This is a genomic window from Bacillus sp. AFS041924 (assembly GCF_002577195.1).
GTDB lineage: Bacteria > Bacillota > Bacilli > Bacillales > Bacillaceae_G > Gottfriedia.
In genome coordinates this window covers 1-23,547 of the sequence record NZ_NULG01000015.1, presented here as the reverse complement: position 1 = coordinate 23,547, position 23,547 = coordinate 1, and the positions used below count along the sequence as shown (strand labels likewise).

The window sequence follows — 23,547 nt, the reverse complement described above, 5'->3', positions numbered from 1 at the left end:
AGCATACTATTTCTTATTTTACCATAAAACTTATTTTTTCATAAATACAAAAAAAGTACAGCACGAGAATGCTGTACTTTTTATTACTTAGCTTATTCAGCTACGTATGGTAATAATGCCATTTGACGAGCACGTTTGATCGCGATCGTTAATTTACGTTGGTATTTCGCAGAAGTACCAGTTACACGACGAGGTAAAATTTTACCACGCTCAGAAACGAAACGTTTTAATAACTCAGTATCTTTGAAGTCGATTGTAGTGATGCCATTTGAAGTAAAGTAACAAACTTTACGACGCTTAGCACGTCCACCTTTACGTCCACCCATTGCCATTGTTATTTCCCTCCTCTTCTTAAAAATTAGTTTTTAGTAATACCTACCGTTCAGTATTACATTGTATTTATTTTTAGAAAGGAAGATCGTCATCAGTAATATCAATTGTTTTGCTTGTCCCACCAAATGGATCATCATTAAAGCTAGGCTTTTGTGATGGTGCCTCGAAAGGATTTCCAGCGTTAAAACCTTGATTTTGTTGATTCGAACCGAACGAACCACCTTGGTTACCTGATGCATTTCTTGGTTCTAAGAACTGAACAGAGTCGGCTACAACTTCAGTTACATATACTCTCTTACCATCTTGACCATCATAACTTCTAGTTTGTATACGACCTTCAACGCCAGCTAAACTTCCTTTTTTTAAGAAGTTCGCTACGTTTTCAGCAGGTTTTCTCCAGATTACGCAGTTTATAAAATCTGCGTCTCTGTCACCTTGCTGATTTGAGAAGGTACGGTTTACAGCTAAAGTAAATGTAGCTACGGCAACCCCACTTGGTGTATAACGTAAGTCTGGATCCTTTGTTAGACGACCTACAAGCACAACACGATTGATCATCTGATTCCTACCTCCCTAAAGCATTTCAAAAATTATTATTTGTCTTCTTCGCGGATAACGATATGGCGAATGATATCTTCGCTGATTTTCGCTAAACGATCGAATTCTTGTACTGCTTCTGGTTTAGCAGAAACGTTTACAAGCATGTATTGTCCATCACGGAAATCGTTAATTTCATAAGCTAAACGACGTTTACCCCACTCTTTAACGTTTGTGATTTCTGCACCTTGTTCAGTTAAAACGTTGTTGAAACGCTCAACTAATGCTTTTTGTGCCTCGTCTTCCATGTTTGGACGAACGATGTACATGATTTCGTATTTATTCATCACAATGTCACCTCCTTTTGGTCTAACGGCCCAGTTAAGGGCAAGGAGCAATTTAATTAATCACTCACGAGTTAAAATTATAGCATAGTTTTTTTTAGATAGCAAATCAATAATTGAGTTACCATTTATTAAACATTAAATCGGAAATGCATTACATCCCCATCTTGTACAATATACTCTTTACCTTCAAGACGTACTTTACCCGCTTCTTTTGCCGAAGTCATGTTACCGTATTTTTCTAAATCCTCAAATGAAACTGTCTCTGCACGGATAAAACCACGCTCAAAATCACTATGGATTACGCCAGCACATTGTGGAGCTTTCATACCTTTTTTAAATGTCCAAGCTCTTACTTCTTGTACACCCGCTGTAAAATATGTTGCTAAACCTAATAAAGAATACGCTGCACGAATTAATTGATCTAAACCTGACTCTTCAATTCCTAACTCTTGAAGGAATGTACGTTTTTCTTCATCATCTAACTCAGCAATTTCTTCTTCAATTTTCGCACTAATGACAATTACTTGTGAACCTTCTTCAGCTGCAAATGCTTTTACTTTTTCAACATATTCATTAGCTGAAGCATCTGCAATATCATCTTCACCGACATTTGTAATGTAAAGCATCGGTTTTGTCGTTAATAAGTGTAACCCTTTTACTACTTTCATTTGCTCTTCTGTAAATTCTACTGAACGAGCTGGTTTGTCATTTTCGAATGCTTCTCTTAATTTCACTAAAATTTCATGTTCGTAAGATGCATCTTTATCTTTTTGTTTTGCTAATTTTGCAACTCGGTCAATACGTTTTTCAACTGATTCTAAGTCAGCAAGAATTAGCTCTAGATTGATTGTCTCGATATCTGCAATCGGATCAACCTTCCCAGATACGTGAGTAATATTATCATCTGCAAAGCAACGTACAACTTGACAAATTGCGTCCACTTCACGAATATGTGATAAAAACTTATTTCCTAATCCTTCACCTTTACTTGCACCTTTAACGATACCTGCGATATCAGTAAACTCAAAAGTTGTTGGAACAGTTTTCTTAGGTTGAACTAATTCAGTTAATTTTTGTAAACGGTAATCTGGTACTTCTACCACACCTACATTTGGATCAATAGTACAAAACGGATAGTTCGCTGATTCTGCACCTGCTTGTGTAATTGCATTAAATAATGTCGACTTTCCTACGTTTGGTAATCCAACGATACCTGCTGTTAATGCCATAATTTTCACTCCTATACGAACTTAGTTAATCTTTCACAATTATATTGATTTCAAAAAAAAATAACAAGGAAATATTATTTCTAAACATACAAAAGGTATCTAATACGAGCAATACTTCCAGTTGCTCTAATAGATACCTATAACTTAAAAATCTTTCTACTCTTCAGATCGTACTAAAATCTTTTTTAATTTTCTTGTGAACTCTCTGCGAGGTATTAATACGCTATGTTCACACCCCTCGCATTTTAAACGAATATCCATACCCATTCGAATAATTTTCCATCTGTTCACACCACATGGATGAGGTTTTTTCATTTCTACAATATCATTTAGATTAAAAACTTTTTCTTCCACGCGAAAATCTCACATCCTTAACATAATATCATACAAACTATACATTCACATTTTCATTTTTAGTTTCTGGTTGTTTATATAATACCATCTTTGGATATGGCATTTCTATGTTATTTCTTGCAAGTACTTCCTTAATTTCTTTACGAATTGCTCTTGAAATTTTAAACTGTGTCATTGCCTTAACTTCTGAGGAGATTCGTAACGTTACTTCAGTTGGACCTAAATTTTGTATTCCAAGAAACTCAGGGACATTTACCATATCTTCATATCGATCTGGCATTGTTTCTAAATGTTCTTCAATTACATTTTGTGCGTGTTCAATATCGCCTTCATATGAAATACTAATATCTACCAAAGCCACCGCATTATGTAATGAAAAATTAGTTACTTCCGTAATCATTCCATTTTGAATAATATGAAGTTCACCAGTTGAGCTTCTAATTTTTGTTGTCTTTAATCCAATTGATAATACTGTTCCTTCAAAAGTTTGAACTCTTATATAGTCTCCAACTGAAAACTGATCTTCAAACAATATAAAAAATCCAGAAATAATATCTTTTACTAAGCTTTGCGCACCAAATCCGATTGCTACACCACCAATTCCCGCTCCAACTAAAAGACCTTTAATTTCAACTCCGAATATCGGAAGAATGGTCAAGGCAGCAATGAAAAATACTACATAGGCAAGTATATTTTCCATTAATTTTATAAGTGTTACGGATCTTCTTTCTGATACTTGTAGTGGGCCCCTAGCATTAACCTTTAAGAGATTACGGATTAACTTTCTTCCAAGTTTAACGGCCAATACTGAAGCGATGATAATTAAGGCTATTTTTATTGAAGAACTAAAAATGGTATCCCATTGTTCTGGCGTTAACATACTCTTTTTTATTGTCTTTTCGGCTGTCTCTATTGTATCCGCCGCATTATTCATTTTGCTCTTTCCCCCTATTTAATTTCAAATGACTTCAAACGTAATACTAAACGAAATGTCACATTAAAACTACAAATATAATCAAATGTAATAATAGTTTAATTTAATAACAAAGATTAGATGACGAAAGTATAAATTGTTTAAATTTTGCATAAACTGATACTACTCTCTTAAATGAAAAGTAGGCGATATTATGCAATTTTCAGCAAATCCTTTGCGTAACCTATTCAAGGATGATTATTCTGTATTTCTAGATGATGATAACGCTATTAACAGATTTGCAGATCGTTTATGTAAGTCGCTTCCAAGTGTACACACTAAAGAAATTGTTTTTGTATGTATTGGAACTGACCGTTCCACTGGAGACTCTTTGGGACCTTTAGTTGGAACCATGTTAGGAGAATTAAGCTTAAGTAGATTTCATTATTATGGTACTCTTGATGAGCCAATTCATGCGTTAAATCTTTCAGAACAACTTGAAATAATTAAAAATAAGTATAACAATCCATTTATTATCGCAGTAGATGCTTGTTTAGGTCGAGTAAAAAGTATTGGTAGCATACGCTTATCTAATGGACCTTTAAAACCAGGTGCTGCAATGAAAAAAGAATTACCTTTAGTAGGTGAAATCAACTTAACTGGTGTGGTAAATGTTAGTGGCTTTATGGAATTCTACGTTTTACAAAATACTAGATTAAGCCTCGTAATGAAAATGGCAAAGTTTATTGCAAATTCTATAAAAGAAACTGAAAGAAGACATTCTTGCCAATTAGATTTTTGACATCCCATAAAAACAAAAGGGAATATTAAATGCATTGGAAGCCAACACAATTAATATTCCCTATGAATAACTTATTTAATGATAGAAAGTATTCTTTCTAAATCTTCTTTATTAAAAAATTGAATTTCTATTTTCCCTTTATCTTTAGCTGATTTAATTTTAACAGAAGTTCCAAACTTCTCTTGTAACATATCCTCATACTCACTAAAGAATATATTCTTATTTAAATTCTTTTTTGGTGTTTCACGTGAAACATTTTCATTTAAATCATTAACTAGTGCTTCAACTTCACGAACACTTAGATTTTTTTCAATTACTTTTAGCGCAGTACCCTCAATTAACCCTTTACGTTTAAGACCTAAAAGTGCTCTACCATGACCCATTGAGAGCGTACCTTGTTCAACCATTTTTTGAACAGAATTAGGTAAGGTTAAAATTCTTAAGTAGTTAGCAATATGCGGACGACTTTTGCCAAGCTTCTTTGCCAATTGTTCTTGAGTTAAATGTAATTGTTCAATTAATGTTTGATATGCTTCAGCTTCTTCAAGAGGATTTAAATCATCTCGCTGTAAATTTTCTAATACAGCTAATTCCATCATTTGTTCTTCAGAAAGTTCTCTAACAATAACAGGGACTGTATTTAAACCCGCATTTTTTGCAGCACGGTATCGTCTTTCTCCAGCAACGATTTGGAAACCTTTTATACTTTTTCTCGCAATAATTGGTTGAAGTATCCCATGTTCAATTACTGATTGAGTTAACTCTAACATTGCAGTTTCATCAAATACTTTACGAGGTTGGTATGGATTAGGTCTAAGTTCTTTAAGTTCAATTTCTTGAACTAACTCTTCGTGTTGATTGATATCTTGAAAAAACGCTCCAATACCCTTACCTAAACCTTTAGCCATTATCAATCACTTCCTTTGCTAGTTCAAGATATACTTCTGCACCTCTAGACTTTGGATCATATGTAATGATCGGTTTTCCATGACTCGGTGCTTCACTTAAGCGTACATTTCTTGGAATAATTGACTTATAGACACGATCCTGAAAATATTTTTTTACTTCTTCAATAACTTGAAGTCCTAAATTTGTACGAGCATCTAACATCGTTAATAATACGCCTTCGATTGCTAAATTTTTATTTAAATGTTTTTGTACTAAACGAACAGTACTTAATAACTGACTTAATCCTTCAAGTGCGTAATATTCACACTGAACAGGAATAATAATAGAATCAGACGCAGTTAGTGAGTTTAACGTTAATAAGCCTAATGATGGGGGACAATCTATTAAAATATAATCATAGTTACCTTTGACTGTATCTAAAGCACGCTTTAATCGTACTTCTCTAGAAATAGTAGGGACTAATTCAATTTCTGCCCCAGCAAGTTGAATTGTTGCTGGAATAATATCGAAATTTGGAATAGCAGTGTTTAAAATAACATTTTTCGCTTCAACATCATCAACTAATACATTGTATACACACTGATTCACGTCAGCTTTTTCAATTCCAATACCACTAGTTGCATTCCCTTGAGGATCTATATCGACAAGTAATACTTTTTTTCCTAAGTGAGCTAAACAAGCACCCAAGTTAACGGATGTTGTAGTCTTACCAACACCACCTTTTTGATTAGCTATAGAGATTACTTTAACCACTATGTAATCTACTCCTTCCACAACAATTCTTATATTCTATTCTACCATGAATAGATTCATCATTGTGTTTAGATTTAAAAATGATAAAAAAAATTCACCACTGAAAAGAGGTGAATTTAGAATTTATTTTTTTGGTATTTTAATAGTTATTTGGTAATAGTCATCATGTTCTTCTTCCTGACTATCAATATTCATTCCTGTTTTAGTCACCATCTGTAAGGATTCGCGAATTGTATTCATCGCAATTCTAATATCTTTACTAATGGCCTTAAATTTACGCTTAGCCTTTGGTTTTTTTTCTGTTTCTGTAAGTAAAGTTACTACTCGATCCTCAGTTTGTTTTACATTTAATTGTTTTTCAATTATTTCCTGGAGAAGAGTAATTTGTAACTGAGGCAGCTTAAGCGGAATAAGTGCTCTTGCGTGACGTTCCGTAATTGACTTGTCCAATAAGGCTTGTTGTATTTCCCCTGGAAGTTTCAATAATCTTAATTTGTTTGCAACTGTCGATTGTCCTTTACCTAATCGCTGAGCTAGTGCCTCTTGAGTTAAGTTATGTAAATCAATTAGTTTTTGATAAGCAACTGCTTCTTCAAAAGGAGATAATTCTTCACGTTGTAAATTTTCGATTAGAGCGACAGAGGCAGTCTCTGTATCATTAAACGTTTTTACAATCGCAGGAATTGTATCCCACTCTAAAGAGGAAACAGCTCTAAATCTTCTTTCCCCGGCAATTATTTCATAAAAGTTTGGTCTAATTTCCCTTACAACAATTGGTTGAATAATACCATGAGTTCGAATTGTTAGCGCTAGTTCTTTAATTTTCTCATCATCAAAGAATGTTCTAGGCTGATACTGATTCGGTACAATTTCTGATACTGGAATTTGGCGAATAACTTCATTGCTTGAAACCGAAGATCGAACATCATCATTACTCTCTTTTTCCGATAAGCCAAATAACCTAGATAATGTGCTTTTCAATGTGATTCCCACCCTTTTAGAATTTCGTTCACAATAGAATAAACATAACAAATGTTTCACGTGAAACATTTGTTAGTTTATCATATTAAATTTCTAATGGTTCTTTACCAGGAGTACCCGGTTTTCGAGGGTACTTAGATGGCGTTTTACGTTTCTTTTCTACTATAACAATATTTCGATCACTATCTTCAGTTGGGAGAGTAAAGTGATTAATTGATTTAACTTCTCCACCAAGAGTTTTAATTGCATATTTTGCTTTTTCTAACTCATCTTGTCCTGCAGCACCTTTAAGCGCTACAAAATATCCGTTTGGTCTAACAAGTGGTAAGCATAATTCAGTTAACACAGACATTCTAGCAACCGCTCTAGCAGTTACAACATCGAAAGACTCTCTCATACCAGTTCTTTTAGCAAAAGTTTCTGCACGATCATGAATAAATGTTACTTTCTCTAATTGTAATTCCTTCGCTAAGTGATTCAAAAATGTAATCCTTTTTTGAAGGGAATCTACGATCGTTAATTTGATAGATGGGAAACATATTTTAATTGGTATAGAAGGGAAGCCCGCTCCTGCACCAATATCACATAAAGTGATTTCATCATTGAAGTCGAAATAAAAGGAAGCACTAATTGAATCATAAAAATGCTTTAAATACACTTCTTCTTCTTCTGTAATAGCAGTTAAGTTCATTTTATTGTTCCACTCAACTAAAGTGTGGAAATATATATCAAATTGCTTTAATTGAAAATCTGATAAATGAATTCCTTTATCTTTAAGTGCAGCGATAAATTGTTCTTTATTCACTAGTAATACCCCTATCTATTATTAGTTCGATATTCTTGCAATTTTTCCTTGTTCTAAATAAACAAGTAGAATTGAAATATCTGCCGGATTAACACCAGATATACGAGAAGCTTGACCTACTGATAGCGGGCGTACTTGCTCAAGCTTTTGTCTTGCTTCAGTAGCAAGGCCATGAATTGCTTGATAATCGATATTTTCAGGGATTTTCTTTAAATCCATTCTTTTCATACGTTCTACTTGGTTTAATGATTTTTCAATATAACCTTCATACTTAATTTGTATTTCAACTTGCTCTTTAACATCTGGATGTAATTCCTTTTCAGATGGAGTAAGAATCTCAATATGCTCATAAAGCATTTCTGGTCGACGTAGTAAATCAGCCGCCTTAATTCCGTCTTTTAGTTCGCTACCACCATTTTGAGCAATTAATTCCTGAACTTCTTTTGTCGGTCTTAATTGAGTAGCTTTTAAACGCTCGATTTCTTCTTCAATTAACATTTTCTTTTGTTCGAACTCAGCATATCTTTCATCAGATATTAAACCAAGTTTTTGACCTATTTTTGTTAATCGTAAATCAGCGTTGTCATGACGTAGTAATAGACGATATTCTGCTCTAGAAGTAAGAAGACGGTACGGTTCATTTGTACCTTTTGTTACTAAGTCATCAATTAAAACACCGATATAGGCTTCAGAGCGATCTAAAATTACCTCTTCTTTATCTAAAGAACGACATGCTGCGTTAATTCCTGCCATTAAGCCTTGACCAGCTGCTTCTTCATAACCTGAAGTACCATTAATTTGACCTGCAGTATATAGGTTCTTAATTGGCTTAAGTTCTAATGTTGGCCATAATTGTGTTGGAACAATCGCATCATATTCAATTGCGTAACCAGTTCTCATCATTTGAACATTCTCAAGACCTGCAATCGAACGTAGCATTCTTTCTTGTACATCTTCTGGTAAACTAGTTGATAATCCTTGAACATAAACTTCTTGAGTGTTTCTACCTTCTGGCTCTAAGAAAATTTGGTGTCTTGGTTTATCATTAAATCGAACAACTTTATCCTCAATTGAAGGACAATAACGTGGCCCTGTTCCTTTAATCATACCAGAGTACATAGGCGAACGGTGTAAGTTGTCGTCGATAATTTGATGTGTTGTTTCACTTGTATAAGTTAGCCAACACGGAATTTGTTCTGTTTCAACCGGTTCTGTTTCGAATGAAAATGCACGAGGTACAGCATCTCCTGGTTGTATTTCTGTCTTTGAGTAATCAATACTATGACTATTTACACGCGGAGGTGTACCTGTTTTAAAACGAACAAGCTCGATTCCTAATTCCTCTAAATGCTCAGAAAGCTTAATTGCTGGTTGTTGGTTATTAGGACCACTTGAGTATTTTAATTCTCCTACAATAATTTCTCCACGTAAGAAAGTACCAGTTGTAATGACCACTGTCTTTGAACGATAAATAGCACCAGTTTGTGTAATTACACCTGTACATTGCCCATCTTCTACAATTAATCTTTCTACTAAACCTTGTTTTAGTGTTAGGTTTTCTGTATTTTCAATTGTTTTCTTTAATTCATGTTGATACGCAAATTTATCCGCTTGAGCACGTAAAGCACGTACTGCAGGACCTTTCCCCGTATTTAACATTCTCATTTGAATATGTGTTTTATCGATATTTCGACCCATTTCACCACCAAGCGCATCGATTTCGCGTACAACAATCCCCTTGGCAGGTCCACCTACTGACGGATTACAAGGCATAAAGGCTACCATATCAAGATTTATTGTCAGCATTAATGTATTTGCACCCATACGAGCAGATGCTAACCCGGCTTCACATCCGGCGTGACCAGCGCCAATAACGATTACATCATAATTGCCTGCTTCAAAACTCATTTTTTCTCCTCCTAACCATTTTATTTTCCTAAACAAAACTGAGAAAATAACTGGTTGATTAAACTTTCCTGAACTGTATCTCCAACGATTTCACCTAACAATTCCCACGCCCTTGTTAAGTCAATCTGTACTAAATCAATTGGCATTCCATTTTTCATTGCTTCAATTGCATCATTAATTGTCTGTTCTGATTGTTTTAATAAAGCAATATGTCTAGCATTAGATAAATAAGTTAAATCCTGAGCCTCAATTTGCCCTTCAAAATATAAGTCAGCAATGGCCTTTTCTAAATCATCAATGCCTTTTTCTTCTTTCAATGAAGTTGACACAATTGTAGCATTACCAATTAATGCTTTTACTTCATTCATATCAAGCTTTTGTGACAAATCTGTTTTATTAATGATAACAATTACATCTTTACCGCTCATCTCACCAAATAATTTACGGTCTTCTTCACTTAATTGTTCGTTATTATTTAAAACAAATAAAACTAAATCGGCCAAATTTAATACTTTTTTAGATCTTTCGACACCAATTGCTTCTACAACATCTTTCGTCTCACGAATACCAGCTGTATCAATTAGTCGTAATGGAACACCTTTTACATTAACGTATTCTTCAATTACATCTCTAGTTGTACCTGGGATATCGGTTACAATTGCTTTGCTTTCCTGGACAAGTGTATTTAAAAGAGATGACTTTCCAACATTTGGTCTACCTATTATGACGGTAGATAGTCCTTCACGCAAAATCTTACCTTGCTTTGATGTTTCTAGTAGTTTTTGTATTTCAACTCGAACCGTTTTCGCTTTTTCAATTAAAACGGTATTCGTCATTTCTTCAACATCATCATATTCAGGATAATCAATATTCACTTCAATATGAGCAAGTATCTCTAATAATGTTTGTCTCAAACTATTAACTAGCTTAGATAAACGACCTTCAACTTGATTCATTGCAATAGCCATTGCTCGGTCAGTCTTTGAACGAATTAAATCCATTACTGCTTCGGCTTGAGATAAGTCGATTCGACCGTTTAGAAATGCTCTTTTTGTAAATTCACCAGGCTCAGCTAATCTAGCTCCTTGTGAAAGAACTAATTCTAGTACTTTGTTAACCGAAAAAATACCACCATGACAATTTATTTCGATAACATCTTCACGTGTGAACGTTTTAGGCGCTCTTAATACTGAGACCATAACTTCTTCAACAGTATTCCCGGAAGTTGGATCAACTAAATGTCCGTAATGAATAGTATGTGAATCCACTATATTTAAATCTTTTTCTTTAAATAATTTATTAGCTATTTGAACAGCTTCATCACCACTTAAGCGAACGATGGCAATTGCACCTTCGCCTTTTGGTGTCGATATTGCTGTAATTGTATCAAATTCCATTAGAAAACCACCTCGGAGCATGTTAAACATTTGTCAACATGTTACTTCTAAATCTATAGCATAGCATAAAGAATTTTATAAATGAATGTTTTTATATTATAACCGTACAAAAGTGCAAGTAAACTTAAATGACTCGAAAGTGGAACAATAAAAAACCAATTAAGGATTAACCCTTAATTGGTTTCTTAAAATCTATTACTAATTGACGATGTGGATCTTGACCTACAGACTTTGTAGAGATATTCGGCATATCCGTCAGTATATGATGTATAATTTTTCTTTCAAAAGAAGGCATTGGCTCTAAGGAAACAGCTTTTCTTGTTTTCAAAACCGTTTGAGCAGTTTTTTTCGCAAGAATTTCAAGTGATTCCTTACGTTTTAATCGATAGTTCTCTGCGTCTACAACAACATGAATTAATTGTTTTGAATGTCGATTTACATATGTTTGAACTAAGAATTGAAGAGCATTTAAAGTATTTCCTCTTTTCCCAATAATAAGAGCGACCTTATCACCCTTAATTGTAAATAAGAAAGTTTGTTCTTTAGTACCCTGTAACTCAAAGTGTACATCTGCAGTCTCATCAAGACTCTTAACGATATTTAGAAGATAGTCGTAAGTTTTTTCGATTAATGTCTTCTTTTTAACAACTAATACTTTAGCAGGTTTAGCACCAAATCCTAAAAATCCTTTTTTACCGTCTTCGATTACTTTGATTTCTACTTCTTCTTCTGTTGAACTAAGTTGCTGAAGTGCTATTTGAACTGCTTGTTCGATTGTTTGACCAGTAGCAGTTACTTCTCTCACTTACTAGCCCCTCCTACACTGTTATTTTGTTCGGTATTATTACCTCTATTAACCAATAATGTTTGGATAATCATAAATGTATTACCAACGCCCCAATAAAGTGCTAAAGCAGAAGGTAATTTAACAGCAAATACTAAAATCATGATTGGCATTACATAAAGCATGATTTTCATTTGTTGAGCAGCAGGCCCTGTCATAGTACCAGTATTCATTGATACCTTTTGTTGAATGAAAGTTGTCAAACCAGCAATGATAGGTAAAGCATAAATTGGATCTGGATGACCTAACTGGAACCATAAGAAGTCATGTGCTTTAATCTCCATTGTTCTCATTATCGCATGATAGAAGGCAATTAAGATTGGCATTTGAATAAAAATAGGTAAACATCCTGATAAAGGATTCACACCATGTTGTTGGTATAACTTCATTGTTTCTTCATTTAATTTTTGAACTGTTTTTTGATCTTTAGAAGAATATTTTTCTCTAAGTTTCAACATTTCAGGCTGAATTGACTGCATTGCTTTCGTACTTTTAATTTGTTTTATCATTAATGGTAATAATGCTAAACGAATTAAAATTGTTACGATAATAATCCCCATTCCATAGCTTCCACCAAAAATTTCTGATACAGCTGTGATTAACCATGATAGTGGATATACGAAATACTCATTCCAAATCCCCGTACTTTCGGATGTAATCGGTTGGTTCGTCTGTGAACATCCCGCTAACACGACTACTAAGAAAAGAACTGTAACCAGCATTTGGTACTTCTTAGTCTTCAAACTAGTTCCTCCTTTAAGATGTTACATTTAAATATGTAATTACTTAATTTGATTTTTATCTAATTTATGATTTAAATCACGTACTTTAAGCGCTTCCGCCCTTTTCAATACATGAATTAAACTTTTTTTAAATTCATTAAAAGGTAGTTCAGTACAGGGCTTCCTGGCGATCACAACGTAATCCTTATTTATATGAAGATCATCACTTAATTCAGTAAGAGCTTGTCTTATATATCTCTTAATGTGATTTCGCACTACAGCATTACCTAATTTCTTACTAACAGATAATCCAATACGAAATTGTTTTTGATCTTCTTTTTTTAATGTGTAGATTACAAATTGTCGATTTGCAGTTGACGATCCCTCTTGAAAAACGCGACTAAAATCTGCATTCTTTTTTATTCTGTTTTTCTTGTTCATGTTCCACTGACACCTCAAATGATTCCTTCAATTATCATAACAATTTTTTTATAAAAAATGAGGCCCTTTTTACTTACAAATTGTGACATAAAAGCAAAAAAGGACCTTCTTATTAGTGAAAAAGACCACTGTTGACAGTGGCCTACGCAGATAATACTTTTCTTCCTTTACGACGACGAGCAGCTAGAACTTTACGTCCGTTTGCAGTGCTCATACGGCTGCGGAAACCATGTACTTTGCTACGTTTACGTTTGTTTGGTTGATATGTTCTTTTCATTATATGACACCTCCCTGAGGAATTACTGTAATAGACAGTCCTATAAATTATAAAGAATAACTACCATTAATGTCAATGTAAGAAGTTAAATCATAACGAATAATTATTTCCATTTTTTGAAGAACAGTTGATCCAGTTAGTTTTATAAAGGAAAAAAGAAAATGAAATAACTTAATTTAAATTAAAAAAATAAGTTTTACTCCTATCATTTCCCTCCAATAAATTTATAAACAAATAATCAAAGCAAAAAAATAACGGTGTCGAAAAATTTTCGTAACTAAATTTTAAATGAATAAAAAAATTACTAAAAAAGCATTTCTTCCCCTTTTAAAGAAATTGTTAAGTGCTCTGTGGATAATATTTTCCTGCACTTTTTTTACCCACAATAGTTATTGACACTTTTTACACAAGTTACTTTTCTGTGGACAATTTTTTTAAACAAGTGGATTAGCATGTGGATAACATTAACTACTCATTGAAATAACTAAAGTTTTTTGATATTATTAATTTGTTTTCCACTTTGGACAAGTTGTTTTTAATTATTAATTGTCCACAGATGTTAATAACTTGTGGACAGGTTTTACACTTGTACCATTTTAAAGTTATCCACATAGGTGAATACTGTCAAATAAAGTGGATTTTTGCAGATTTATAAAATACCGCATATTCAGGAGAATGAATAAAAATAAATACTTAATTTATATGCTTGTACAAAAGTTATACAAGCTTTGTAAGGAGGGATTACTGTTTGGAGAATATAGGGGATCTGTGGTCTAGGGTTCTAGCAGAGATAGAAAAAAAGATAAGTAAGCCAAGCTTTGAAACATGGCTAAAATCAACAAAGGCATTTTCTTTAAAGAATGATACGCTAACAATAATTGCCCCGAATGAATTCGCTCGTGATTGGCTTGAGTCAAAGTATTCTTCTTTAATAATGGATACAGTATTAGAAATAACTGGAGCGGAATTAGAAATCAAATTTATCCTTCCTCAAAACCATGTAGAAGAAATAGAAATGAATATACCGGCAGTTAAGGCTAAAGTTAAATTTGAGGAACCAGTAGAGTTCAACCAAAGTATGTTAAACCCTAAATATACTTTTGATACATTCGTAATTGGTTCAGGGAACCGTTTTGCCCACGCAGCATCATTAGCTGTTGCTGAGGCACCTGCAAAAGCCTATAACCCATTATTTATATATGGGGGCGTTGGATTAGGAAAAACCCACTTAATGCACGCAATTGGACACTATGTACTTGAGCATAATCCAAACGCCAAAGTCGTTTATTTATCATCAGAAAAATTTACAAATGAGTTCATTAATTCCATACGTGATAATAAGGCAATTGAATTTAGAAATAAGTACCGTAATGTAGACGTGCTACTTATAGATGATATTCAGTTCTTAGCTGGAAAAGAACAAACACAGGAAGAGTTTTTCCATACGTTTAATACACTTCATGAAGAAAGTAAACAAATCATTATCTCGAGTGACCGACCACCTAAAGAAATTCCTACATTAGAAGATCGACTTCGTTCACGATTTGAATGGGGCCTTATTACGGATATTACACCACCAGATTTAGAAACTAGGATTGCAATCTTACGTAAAAAGGCTAAAGCTGAAGGGTTAGATATTCCAAATGAGGTAATGTTATATATAGCAAATCAAATCGATACAAATATTCGTGAATTAGAAGGAGCACTTATTCGCGTAGTTGCTTATTCATCGTTAATTAATAAAGATATAAATGCTAGCGTAGCCGCTGAAGCCTTAAAGAATTTAATTACAGCGACGAAGCCTAAGACATTATCAATACACGATATTCAACGAACAGTTGGAGAATTTTTTAATATTAAATTAGAGGATTTTAAAGCTAAGAAGCGTACAAAATCTGTCGCATTCCCAAGACAGGTTGCAATGTATCTTTCAAGAGAGCTTACAGACCATTCTTTACCTAAAATAGGAGAAGAGTTTGGAGGCCGAGACCATACAACTGTTATTCATGCACATGAAAAAATTTCAAAACTAGTTGAAACGGACTCACAGCTGCAGTCTCAAATTAAAGAGATCAACGAAAAATTAAATCAGTAGAGTTATTTACCTGTGCATAACTTTCTATCTTTTTTACACAGTCTATCCACATGTTGATAGACTTATTTTTCTTTAATAAAATACAGTTATCCACAAATTCACAGGCCCTACTACTATTACTATATTATTTTATAAATTATATAAGGAGTACAAACAATGAAATTTACAGTACAAAAAGATTATCTTGTTAAAGCTGTACAAGATGTAATGAGAGCTGTTTCATCAAGAACAACGATCCCAATCTTAACTGGTATTAAATTAGTCGTTACAAATGAAGGATTAACATTCACAGGCAGTGATTCAGATATATCAATAGAATCTTATTTACCAACAATATTAGATGATCAGCAATTAGTTGATGTTAAACGAACTGGAAGCATTGTATTAAATGCTCGATATTTCAGTGATATTGTAAAAAAATTACCATCTGATTTTGTCGAATTGGAGTCAGATAACAATTATGTAACAACAATAAGAGCTGGAAAAACTGAATTTAGCTTGAATGGCTTTGATTCAGAGGAATATCCACTACTTCCTCAAATTGAAGAACATGAAACAATTTCTATTTCTGCAGATTTATTAAAATTTATGATTCGTCAAACAGTTTTTGCCGTATCGACTTCAGAAACTAGGCCAATTTTAACAGGCGTTAATTGGAGAATTGAAAATGGAGAGCTAACTTGTATAGCAACTGACAGCCATCGACTTGCTTTAAGACAAGCTAAAATTGATAATGGTTCATTATCAAGTGAGTTTAAAGCTAGTGTTGTAATTCCTGGGAAAAGTTTAAACGAGTTAAGTAAAATTCTTGATGATAATAACGAAAAAGTAGAAATTGTCTTAACAGAACATCAAGCATTATTTAAAACAAAACATTTATTATTCTTTACTCGATTATTAGAAGGAAATTATCCAGATACATCAAAACTGATTCCGAGTGAAAGTAAAACGGAACTTACTGTAATGACAAAAGAGTTCTTACAAGCAATCGACCGTGCTTCTTTATTAGCAAGAGAAGGAAGAAATAACGTTGTTCACTTAGAAACAGTAGGTAACTCAGTTATTAATGTTTCTTCTTATTCACCTGAAATTGGTAAAGTAGTAGATGAAATCGTTTGTGAAGATATTAAAGGTGAAGAATTGAAAATTTCTTTTAGTGCGAAATATGTAATGGATGCATTAAAAGCAATTGAAAGCCCTGAAATTTATATTCAATTTACGGGTGCTATGAGACCATTTTTAATTCGCACTGTTAATGATTCGAGAACATTGCAATTAATTTTACCTGTTCGCACATACTAGTTAGTAAATTCTAAAGAAAGGGGCTGACCTAAACGGAATGGACTAGCAATCTCCAATGAATCTAGAGAATAAATAAAAAATTTATTCTACAAATTAGTTTGGGGAATGCATAGTTCATTTAGGTCAGTCTTTTTTTTACTTAATAGACAAAATAAGGGTTAACTGTTTTTTTTCTTACAGAAGTTTAGTACAATTAAGGAATGGATATCTGAGGGTGGTAAAAAATGAAAAACGAAAAAGTTAAAATCAAAACAGAATATATTACATTAGGTCAATTTTTAAAGCTTGCAGGAGTAATTGATACGGGTGGAATGGCTAAATGGTTTTTAGCGGAGCATGAAATCTTTGTAAACAATGAGCCTGAAAATAGAAGAGGAAAAAAATTAGTTTTAAATGATACAGTTTCGATCACCGGAATAGGTTCATATATTATAACTTCTTAAGTTTTGGGGGAATCCCATTGTATATTAAAGATTTACAACTAAAACAATATCGTAATTATGAAAACCTTGAGTTAAATTTCCAAAACAATGTTAATGTCATTATTGGTGAAAATGCCCAAGGTAAAACAAATTTAATGGAATCCATTTATGTGCTAGCTTTAACAAAGTCCCATCGTACAAGCAATGACAAAGAAATGATACGTTGGGACGAAGAATATGGTACAATAAAAGGTACGTTACAAAAGAAAAACCAGCAAGTAACACTACAATTAATCCTCTCAAAGAAAGGCAAGAAAGCAAAGCTCAACCATCTTGAACAGATGAAGTTAAGCCAATATATAGGCGTAATGAATGTCGTTATGTTTGCACCGGAAGATTTACATTTAGTAAAAGGTAGTCCACAAGTGCGTCGTAAATTCCTAGATATGGAACTAGGACAAGTTTCGCCTGTTTACCTACATGATCTAAGTCAGTATCAGAGAATCCTCCAACAGCGAAATTCACTACTAAGAACATTACAAACTAGCCGAGACCGGAACTATTTAATGCTTGAAGTCCTAACATCTCAGCTTGTAAAACATGCCGTAAAAATAATTGAGAAACGAATTTCGTTTATAAAATTACTACAAGATTGGGCATCGCCTATTCATAGTCAAATTTCTAGAGAGACCGAAAAACTAGAAATTATATATAAACCAAGCATTAATGTATCAGATTTAACAGATTTGACGAAAATGGAAGATGAGTACATAAAACAATTCGAAGCTGAAAAAGAGCGTGAAGTATCCAGAGGTACAACATTGCTCGGTCCGCATAGAGATGACTTAGTTTTTATGGTAAATGATAAAAACGTTCAGACCTTTGGGTCACAGGGACAGCAGCGGACAACAGCTCTTTCATTGAAACTAGCAGAAATTGAACTGATTAAAGAGGAAGTTGGAGAATATCCTATACTTTTATTAGATGATGTTCTTTCAGAGCTAGATGACTATCGTCAAACACATTTATTAAATGCAATTCAGAATAAAGTGCAGACTTTTGTTACAACGACAAGTGTCGACGGGATTCAGCACGAAACGATAAAGCAAGCTAATATTATAAATGTTTCACATGGAACAATAGTAAATGATTCTCAATAAGTAATATTTTTAAAATCTACTAAGCCGCCTAATAAGCATAGCTAAAATTTATAGATTTTTTTATGTAAAATAAGAAAAGTAGGTGAGTGTTCATGACAATGGATCAGAAGCAAATGCAAGAACAAAATTATGATGAAAGCCAAATACAAGTTCTCGAAGGCCTAGAAGCTGTTCGTAAAAGACCGGGAATGTATATTGGTTCAACAAGCGGAAAAGGATTACATCACTTAGTTTGGGAAATTGTTGATAATAGTATTGATGAAGCATTAGCAGGATATTGTGATGAAATCAATGTCATTATAGAAGAGGACAACAGTATTACTGTTAAAGATAATGGTCGTGGAATTCCAGTAGGTATACATGAGAAAATGGGAAGACCTGCATTAGAAGTAATTATGACAGTACTACACGCTGGAGGTAAATTCGGCGGTGGCGGATATAAGGTATCAGGTGGATTACACGGGGTTGGTGCTTCAGTTGTTAATGCTCTTTCTACTTTATTAGAAGTCCATGTTCATCGTGAGGGTAATATTTACTACCAACAGTTTGCAAAAGGTGTTCCTGTGGCTGATATGAGCATCGTTGGTGAATCAGAAATAACAGGTACAATTACACATTTCAAACCAGATGAAGAGATTTTTACTGAAACGACAGTGTATGAATTTGATACTCTAGCAAATCGTTTAAGAGAACTTGCCTTTTTAAATCGAGGTCTACGTTTAACAATCGAAGACCGTAGAGAAAATAAACAAAAGAAAGAGTACCACTATGAAGGTGGAATTAAATCTTATGTTGAACATTTAAATCGTTCAAAAGAAGTTATTCATGAAGAACCGATTTTTGTTATCGGTGAAAAAGATGGTATAACTGTTGAGATTGCTCTTCAATATAACGAGAGCTATACAAGTAATATTTACTCATTCACAAATAATATTAATACACATGAAGGCGGTACACATGAAGTTGGATTTAAAACTGCCTTAACAAGAGTAATAAATGATTATGGACGTAAAAACGGATTAATTAAAGAACAAGATAGTAATTTATCTGGTGAAGATGTACGTGAAGGTTTAACAGCAATCGTTTCTATTAAACATCCAGATCCTCAATTTGAAGGGCAAACAAAAACAAAGTTAGGTAATAGTGAGGTCCGAACTATCACTGAGCAAGTTTTTGGTGAAAAGTTAGATAAATTCTTATTAGAAAACCCTACTGAGGCCCGAAAAATAGTTGAAAAAGGTTTAATGGCTGCTAGAGCACGTATGGCTGCAAAAAAAGCACGCGAACTAACAAGAAGAAAAAGTGCATTAGAAGTTTCAAGTTTGCCCGGGAAATTAGCTGATTGTTCTTCAAAAGATTCATCTATTAGTGAGATTTATATCGTAGAGGGTGACTCAGCTGGAGGAAGCGCAAAACAAGGTCGTGATCGTCATTTCCAAGCAATATTACCGTTACGTGGAAAAATCATAAATGTTGAAAAAGCTCGTCTAGATAAAATTTTATCAAATAATGAAGTACGTTCAATGATTACTGCTTTTGGTACAGGAATTGGTGAAGAATTCAATATAGAAAAAGCACGTTACCATAAAATTATCATAATGACAGATGCTGATGTTGATGGAGCGCATATCCGTACCTTATTGTTAACGTTCTTATATCGATATATGCGTCAAATTATTGAGAGTGGATATATATATATTGCCCAACCACCTTTATTTAAAATTCAGCAAGGTAAAAAAGTTCAGTACGCCTATAATAATAAGCAAATGGAAGAAATACTTTCAAATTTATCTGCAGTACCAAAGCCAGTTATCCAACGATATAAAGGTTTAGGAGAGATGAACCCTGAACAATTATGGGAAACTACAATGAACCCTGAAACAAGAACTCTACTTCAAGTTAATCTTCAAGATGCTATTGAAGCGGACGAAACGTTTGAAACATTAATGGGTGAAAAAGTAGAACCAAGACGAAATTTTATTCAAGACAATGCTAAGTATGTTAAGAATTTAGATATCTAATAAGTAAATATAAAAGGAGCAATCATGCTCCTTTTCCTACGTAGTAACGTAAAATAAAGGGAGGTGCCGATGTTGAATGAAAATCAACAAATTAAAGAAATTAACATAAGCAATGAGATGCGTAATTCCTTCCTAGATTATGCAATGAGTGTAATTGTCTCACGTGCATTACCCGATGTTAGAGATGGCTTAAAGCCTGTACACCGAAGAATCTTATATGCGATGAACGATTTAGGCATGACGGCAGAAAAAGCTTATAAAAAATCAGCTCGTATTGTTGGTGAAGTAATTGGTAAGTATCATCCACATGGTGACTCTGCGGTTTATGAAACGATGGTACGAATGGCACAGGATTTTAACTTCCGCTATATGCTTGTAGATGGCCATGGGAATTTTGGTTCAGTAGACGGAGATGCTGCAGCAGCAATGCGTTATACGGAAGCTAGAATGTCTAAAATTTCAATGGAATTGATCCGTGATATTAATAAAAATACAATTGATTTTCAAGATAACTATGATGGATCTGAAAGAGAACCAATTGTTTTACCAGCTCGTTTTCCTAACTTACTGGTTAACGGTGCTACAGGTATTGCGGTTGGTATGGCTACGAATATTCCACCACACCAATTAGGCGAGATAATCGATGGTGTTCTTGCTCTAAGTAAAGATCCTGAACTTACTACACAGGAACTTATGGAATATGTTCAGGGACCTGACTTCCCTACTTCAGGAATGATTTTAGGTAAATCTGGGATTCGCAAAGCTTATGAAACTGGTAAAGGCTCTATTATTATCAGAGGTAAAGTTGAAATTGAAGAAAAAGCTAACGGAAGACAAACAATAATCGTTACTGAATTACCATACCAAGTAAATAAAGCGAAGTTAGTAGAGCGAATAGCAGAACTAGTTCGTGACAAAAAAATTGATGGTATTACAGATCTTCGAGATGAATCTGACAGAAATGGTATGCGTATTGTCATTGAAGTAAGAAGAGATGCAAATGCAAATGTATTATTAAATAATTTATATAAACAAACTGCTATACAAACAAGCTTTGGCATAAACCTTTTAGCGCTAGTTAACGGTGAACCTAAAGTATTATCTTTAAAAAGCTGCCTAAAACATTACTTAGATCATCAAATTGAAGTTATTAAACGTAGAACTAAATTTGAATTAGAAAAAGCAGAAGCTCGTGCACATATTTTAGAAGGTTTAAAAGTAGCTTTAGATCATTTAGATGAAGTAATTAGCCTAATTAGAGCTTCGCAAACTGGAGAAATTGCTAAGAATGGATTAATGGAGACATTTTCTTTATCAGAAAAACAAGCTCAAGCAATTTTAGATATGAGATTACAACGTTTAACTGGATTAGAACGTGAAAAAATTGAAGAAGAATATCAAGAATTAGTTAAATTAATTGCAGAATTGAAAGCTATTCTTGCAGATGAAGAGCGTGTTCTTGAAATTATTCGTGAAGAGTTAACACAGTTAAAAGAACAATATAATGATAAACGCAGAACTGCAATTGTTCCTGGTGGAGTTGAAATGATTGAAGATGAAGATTTAATTCCAGTAGAAAACATTATCGTTAGCTTAACCCATAATGGATATATCAAACGATTACCAATTTCTACTTATCGTTCTCAACGTAGAGGTGGCCGAGGTATTCAAGGAATGGGAACAAATGATGATGATTTCCTAGAACACTTACTGACTACTTCAACTCATGATACGATATTATTCTTTACAAACAAAGGAAAAGTATATCGTTCTAAAGGTTACGAAGTCCCTGAATTTAGCCGTACTGCTAAAGGACTTCCAATTGTAAACTTACTAGAAATTGATAAGGATGAAAGTATAAATGCTATAATTCCAGTTAGTGAATTTTTAGATGACTGGTATTTATTCTTTACTACTAAACAGGGAATTGCAAAGCGTGTTCCATTATCTGCTTTCGCAAATATTCGTACAAACGGATTAATCGCCATTAATTTAAAAGAAGATGATGATGTAATCTCTGTACGTTTAACTGATAGTACTAAAGATATAGTGGTAGGTACATCAAAAGGGATGATTATCCGTTTTAATGAAGAAGACGTTAGATCTATGGGAAGAACAGCTACAGGTGTTAAAGCAATTACACTTTCAGACGATGATTATGTTGTAGGGATGGAAGTAGTTGAGGAACACTTAGATATTTTAGTTGTTACAGAACACGGATTTGGTAAACGAACTGCTCAAGAAGAGTACCGTATTCAGAGCCGTGGTGGAAAAGGTTTAAAAACACTAAATGTTACAGAGAAAAACGGTAAGATGATCTCTTTAAAATGTGTTAGCGATGAAGAGGATTTAATGCTAATCACTGAATCTGGCGTAATCATTCGTATGCCAATTAGTCAAATCTCACGTTTAGGACGAGTTACACAAGGTGTAAAATTAATTAAATTAGATCAAGAAGGTCATGTTGCTACTGTTGCTATTGCAGCTAAAGAAGAGGAAGTTGAAACTGAAGATGAAGCAGACAACGAAGCTGAATCATCAACTCTAGAAAGCAAAGATGTGACTGAAACAACAGAAGAATAGATGATTAGTAAAGAGAGAACAAATATGTTCTCTCTTTTTTTGTTATTATCTAATGGAAGTTCTAATTGAAACTGCTACATGTGTGTATTAGTCGTTTCTATCATACTGTAGGATATAGAATAGTATTAATTCTTTTAATCGATTACGTTTCAAATACGATCGGGAGGAATTATATAATGATAATATATGTGTTGAACTAGATTATGATTCTTTTGATAGTATTTAGACAAATGTATTTATGATATTCATATTCTATCCAATACAGTAATAGCTCGAATGGAGAGAAATACTACTAAATTATAGTTAGCGTATTTTTTTTTGAAATTATTTTATAAAAACTATTGACCAACAGTTAAACGTTTGATATTATATAGAAGTCGCCAAGAGACAAGGCGACAAAGTGAACTTTGAA

Annotated in this window: 23 protein-coding genes; 7 read left to right on the top strand and 16 right to left on the bottom strand. The window is 33.5% G+C overall.

Annotated features, from left to right (window positions below):
• Nucleotides 1-92: 92 nt before the first annotated feature.
• The 6 genes from rpsR to COC46_RS04905 all read right to left on the bottom strand — a co-directional run bounded on the left by rpsR (nt 93) and on the right by COC46_RS04905 (nt 3,734).
• A complete protein-coding gene (gene rpsR, locus COC46_RS04930) occupies nt 93-326 on the bottom strand; it encodes a 30S ribosomal protein S18 (RefSeq protein ID WP_025568960.1) in 234 nt (77 codons plus the stop codon).
• Between the two features lie 79 nt (nt 327-405).
• Nucleotides 406-891, bottom strand: coding sequence for a single-stranded DNA-binding protein (ssb, locus tag COC46_RS04925; protein ID WP_098808634.1), 486 nt, complete (start codon nt 889-891; stop codon nt 406-408).
• Between the two features lie 35 nt (nt 892-926).
• A complete protein-coding gene (gene rpsF, locus COC46_RS04920; protein WP_098808697.1) occupies nt 927-1,217 on the bottom strand; it encodes a 30S ribosomal protein S6 in 291 nt (96 codons plus the stop codon).
• A 128-nt stretch (nt 1,218-1,345) separates the two neighbouring features.
• Complete coding sequence (ychF, locus tag COC46_RS04915) at nt 1,346-2,446, bottom strand: redox-regulated ATPase YchF (protein ID WP_098808633.1); 1,101 nt, start codon at nt 2,444-2,446, stop codon at nt 1,346-1,348.
• 156 nt (nt 2,447-2,602) lie between these two features.
• Nucleotides 2,603-2,800 carry a DUF951 domain-containing protein gene (locus COC46_RS04910; RefSeq protein ID WP_098808632.1) on the bottom strand — a complete coding sequence of 66 codons (198 nt, stop codon included), beginning with the start codon at nt 2,798-2,800 and terminating at the stop codon, nt 2,603-2,605.
• 37 nt (nt 2,801-2,837) lie between these two features.
• Nucleotides 2,838-3,734, bottom strand: a complete 897-nt coding sequence (locus COC46_RS04905; protein WP_098808631.1) for a mechanosensitive ion channel family protein — start codon at nt 3,732-3,734, stop codon at nt 2,838-2,840.
• A gap of 193 nt (nt 3,735-3,927) precedes the next feature.
• Here COC46_RS04905 and yyaC point away from each other — a divergent pair, with 193 nt between their 5' ends.
• The gene (gene yyaC / locus COC46_RS04900; RefSeq protein ID WP_098808630.1) at nt 3,928-4,515 is read left to right on the top strand and encodes a spore protease YyaC; all 588 of its coding nucleotides are present in this window, start codon (nt 3,928-3,930) and stop codon (nt 4,513-4,515) included.
• A gap of 71 nt (nt 4,516-4,586) precedes the next feature.
• Here the strand turns inward: yyaC and COC46_RS04895 are convergent, their stop codons facing one another.
• From COC46_RS04895 to rpmH, 10 genes are all read right to left on the bottom strand, one after another.
• Nucleotides 4,587-5,423, bottom strand: coding sequence for a ParB/RepB/Spo0J family partition protein (locus tag COC46_RS04895; protein WP_098808629.1), 837 nt, complete (start codon nt 5,421-5,423; stop codon nt 4,587-4,589).
• Nucleotides 5,416-6,177 (bottom strand): ParA family protein, encoded by a 762-nt coding sequence (locus COC46_RS04890; RefSeq protein WP_098808628.1) that lies wholly within the window; start codon nt 6,175-6,177, stop codon nt 5,416-5,418. The genes COC46_RS04895 and COC46_RS04890 overlap by 8 nt, the downstream gene beginning before the upstream one ends.
• A gap of 123 nt (nt 6,178-6,300) precedes the next feature.
• Entirely contained in the window at nt 6,301-7,158 is an 858-nt protein-coding gene (gene noc, locus COC46_RS04885; protein ID WP_098808627.1) for a nucleoid occlusion protein, read from the bottom strand.
• An 85-nt stretch (nt 7,159-7,243) separates the two neighbouring features.
• Nucleotides 7,244-7,963 carry a 16S rRNA (guanine(527)-N(7))-methyltransferase RsmG gene (rsmG, locus tag COC46_RS04880; RefSeq protein ID WP_098808626.1) on the bottom strand — a complete coding sequence of 240 codons (720 nt, stop codon included), beginning with the start codon at nt 7,961-7,963 and terminating at the stop codon, nt 7,244-7,246.
• A 21-nt stretch (nt 7,964-7,984) separates the two neighbouring features.
• The gene (gene mnmG / locus COC46_RS04875; protein WP_098808625.1) at nt 7,985-9,871 is read right to left on the bottom strand and encodes a tRNA uridine-5-carboxymethylaminomethyl(34) synthesis enzyme MnmG; all 1,887 of its coding nucleotides are present in this window, start codon (nt 9,869-9,871) and stop codon (nt 7,985-7,987) included.
• 20 nt (nt 9,872-9,891) lie between these two features.
• Nucleotides 9,892-11,268, bottom strand: coding sequence for a tRNA uridine-5-carboxymethylaminomethyl(34) synthesis GTPase MnmE (gene mnmE / locus COC46_RS04870; RefSeq protein WP_098808624.1), 1,377 nt, complete (start codon nt 11,266-11,268; stop codon nt 9,892-9,894).
• 166 nt (nt 11,269-11,434) lie between these two features.
• Complete coding sequence (gene jag / locus COC46_RS04865) at nt 11,435-12,073, bottom strand: RNA-binding cell elongation regulator Jag/EloR (RefSeq protein ID WP_098808623.1); 639 nt, start codon at nt 12,071-12,073, stop codon at nt 11,435-11,437.
• Nucleotides 12,070-12,834: a YidC family membrane integrase SpoIIIJ gene (spoIIIJ, locus tag COC46_RS04860; protein ID WP_098808696.1), complete on the bottom strand. Its 765-nt coding sequence runs from the start codon at nt 12,832-12,834 to the stop codon at nt 12,070-12,072. The genes jag and spoIIIJ overlap by 4 nt, the downstream gene beginning before the upstream one ends.
• A 60-nt stretch (nt 12,835-12,894) precedes the next feature.
• A complete protein-coding gene (gene rnpA / locus COC46_RS04855; RefSeq protein ID WP_098808622.1) occupies nt 12,895-13,275 on the bottom strand; it encodes a ribonuclease P protein component in 381 nt (126 codons plus the stop codon).
• A gap of 142 nt (nt 13,276-13,417) precedes the next feature.
• Nucleotides 13,418-13,552 (bottom strand): 50S ribosomal protein L34, encoded by a 135-nt coding sequence (gene rpmH / locus COC46_RS04850; RefSeq protein WP_000831901.1) that lies wholly within the window; start codon nt 13,550-13,552, stop codon nt 13,418-13,420.
• A gap of 748 nt (nt 13,553-14,300) precedes the next feature.
• Here rpmH and dnaA point away from each other — a divergent pair.
• The 6 genes from dnaA (at nt 14,301) to gyrA (ending at nt 23,135) form a co-directional block, all read left to right on the top strand.
• Nucleotides 14,301-15,647 carry a chromosomal replication initiator protein DnaA gene (gene dnaA, locus COC46_RS04845; protein ID WP_098808621.1) on the top strand — a complete coding sequence of 449 codons (1,347 nt, stop codon included), beginning with the start codon at nt 14,301-14,303 and terminating at the stop codon, nt 15,645-15,647.
• 156 nt (nt 15,648-15,803) lie between these two features.
• Nucleotides 15,804-16,949 carry a DNA polymerase III subunit beta gene (gene dnaN / locus COC46_RS04840; RefSeq protein WP_098808620.1) on the top strand — a complete coding sequence of 382 codons (1,146 nt, stop codon included), beginning with the start codon at nt 15,804-15,806 and terminating at the stop codon, nt 16,947-16,949.
• Nucleotides 16,950-17,173: 224 nt separating this feature from the next.
• Entirely contained in the window at nt 17,174-17,392 is a 219-nt protein-coding gene (gene yaaA, locus COC46_RS04835; protein ID WP_098119093.1) for a S4 domain-containing protein YaaA, read from the top strand.
• Between the two features lie 17 nt (nt 17,393-17,409).
• The gene (gene recF / locus COC46_RS04830; protein WP_098808619.1) at nt 17,410-18,531 is read left to right on the top strand and encodes a DNA replication/repair protein RecF; all 1,122 of its coding nucleotides are present in this window, start codon (nt 17,410-17,412) and stop codon (nt 18,529-18,531) included.
• 98 nt (nt 18,532-18,629) lie between these two features.
• Nucleotides 18,630-20,552, top strand: a complete 1,923-nt coding sequence (gyrB, locus tag COC46_RS04825; RefSeq protein WP_098808695.1) for a DNA topoisomerase (ATP-hydrolyzing) subunit B — start codon at nt 18,630-18,632, stop codon at nt 20,550-20,552.
• A gap of 69 nt (nt 20,553-20,621) precedes the next feature.
• Nucleotides 20,622-23,135 (top strand): DNA gyrase subunit A, encoded by a 2,514-nt coding sequence (gene gyrA, locus COC46_RS04820; protein ID WP_176545059.1) that lies wholly within the window; start codon nt 20,622-20,624, stop codon nt 23,133-23,135.
• Nucleotides 23,136-23,547: the final 412 nt, after the last annotated feature.

Excerpts from the sequence above, each read along its gene's own strand:
- rpsR (WP_025568960.1), bottom strand. The coding sequence starts at position 326 with ATGGGTGGACGTAAAGGTGGACGTGCTAAGCGTCGTAAAGTTTGTTAC.
- ssb (WP_098808634.1), bottom strand. The coding sequence starts at position 891 with ATGATCAATCGTGTTGTGCTTGTAGGTCGTCTAACAAAGGATCCAGAC.
- rpsF (WP_098808697.1), bottom strand. The coding sequence starts at position 1,217 with ATGAATAAATACGAAATCATGTACATCGTTCGTCCAAACATGGAAGAC.
- ychF (WP_098808633.1), bottom strand. The coding sequence starts at position 2,446 with ATGGCATTAACAGCAGGTATCGTTGGATTACCAAACGTAGGAAAGTCG.
- COC46_RS04905 (WP_098808631.1), bottom strand. The coding sequence starts at position 3,734 with ATGAATAATGCGGCGGATACAATAGAGACAGCCGAAAAGACAATAAAA.
- yyaC (WP_098808630.1), top strand. The coding sequence starts at position 3,928 with ATGCAATTTTCAGCAAATCCTTTGCGTAACCTATTCAAGGATGATTAT.
- COC46_RS04895 (WP_098808629.1), bottom strand. The coding sequence starts at position 5,423 with ATGGCTAAAGGTTTAGGTAAGGGTATTGGAGCGTTTTTTCAAGATATC.
- mnmG (WP_098808625.1), bottom strand. The coding sequence starts at position 9,871 with ATGAGTTTTGAAGCAGGCAATTATGATGTAATCGTTATTGGCGCTGGT.
- mnmE (WP_098808624.1), bottom strand. The coding sequence starts at position 11,268 with ATGGAATTTGATACAATTACAGCAATATCGACACCAAAAGGCGAAGGT.
- spoIIIJ (WP_098808696.1), bottom strand. The coding sequence starts at position 12,834 with ATGCTGGTTACAGTTCTTTTCTTAGTAGTCGTGTTAGCGGGATGTTCA.
- rnpA (WP_098808622.1), bottom strand. The coding sequence starts at position 13,275 with ATGAACAAGAAAAACAGAATAAAAAAGAATGCAGATTTTAGTCGCGTT.
- rpmH (WP_000831901.1), bottom strand. The coding sequence starts at position 13,552 with ATGAAAAGAACATATCAACCAAACAAACGTAAACGTAGCAAAGTACAT.
- dnaN (WP_098808620.1), top strand. The coding sequence starts at position 15,804 with ATGAAATTTACAGTACAAAAAGATTATCTTGTTAAAGCTGTACAAGAT.
- yaaA (WP_098119093.1), top strand. The coding sequence starts at position 17,174 with ATGAAAAACGAAAAAGTTAAAATCAAAACAGAATATATTACATTAGGT.
- gyrB (WP_098808695.1), top strand. The coding sequence starts at position 18,630 with ATGGATCAGAAGCAAATGCAAGAACAAAATTATGATGAAAGCCAAATA.
- gyrA (WP_176545059.1), top strand. The coding sequence starts at position 20,622 with ATGTTGAATGAAAATCAACAAATTAAAGAAATTAACATAAGCAATGAG.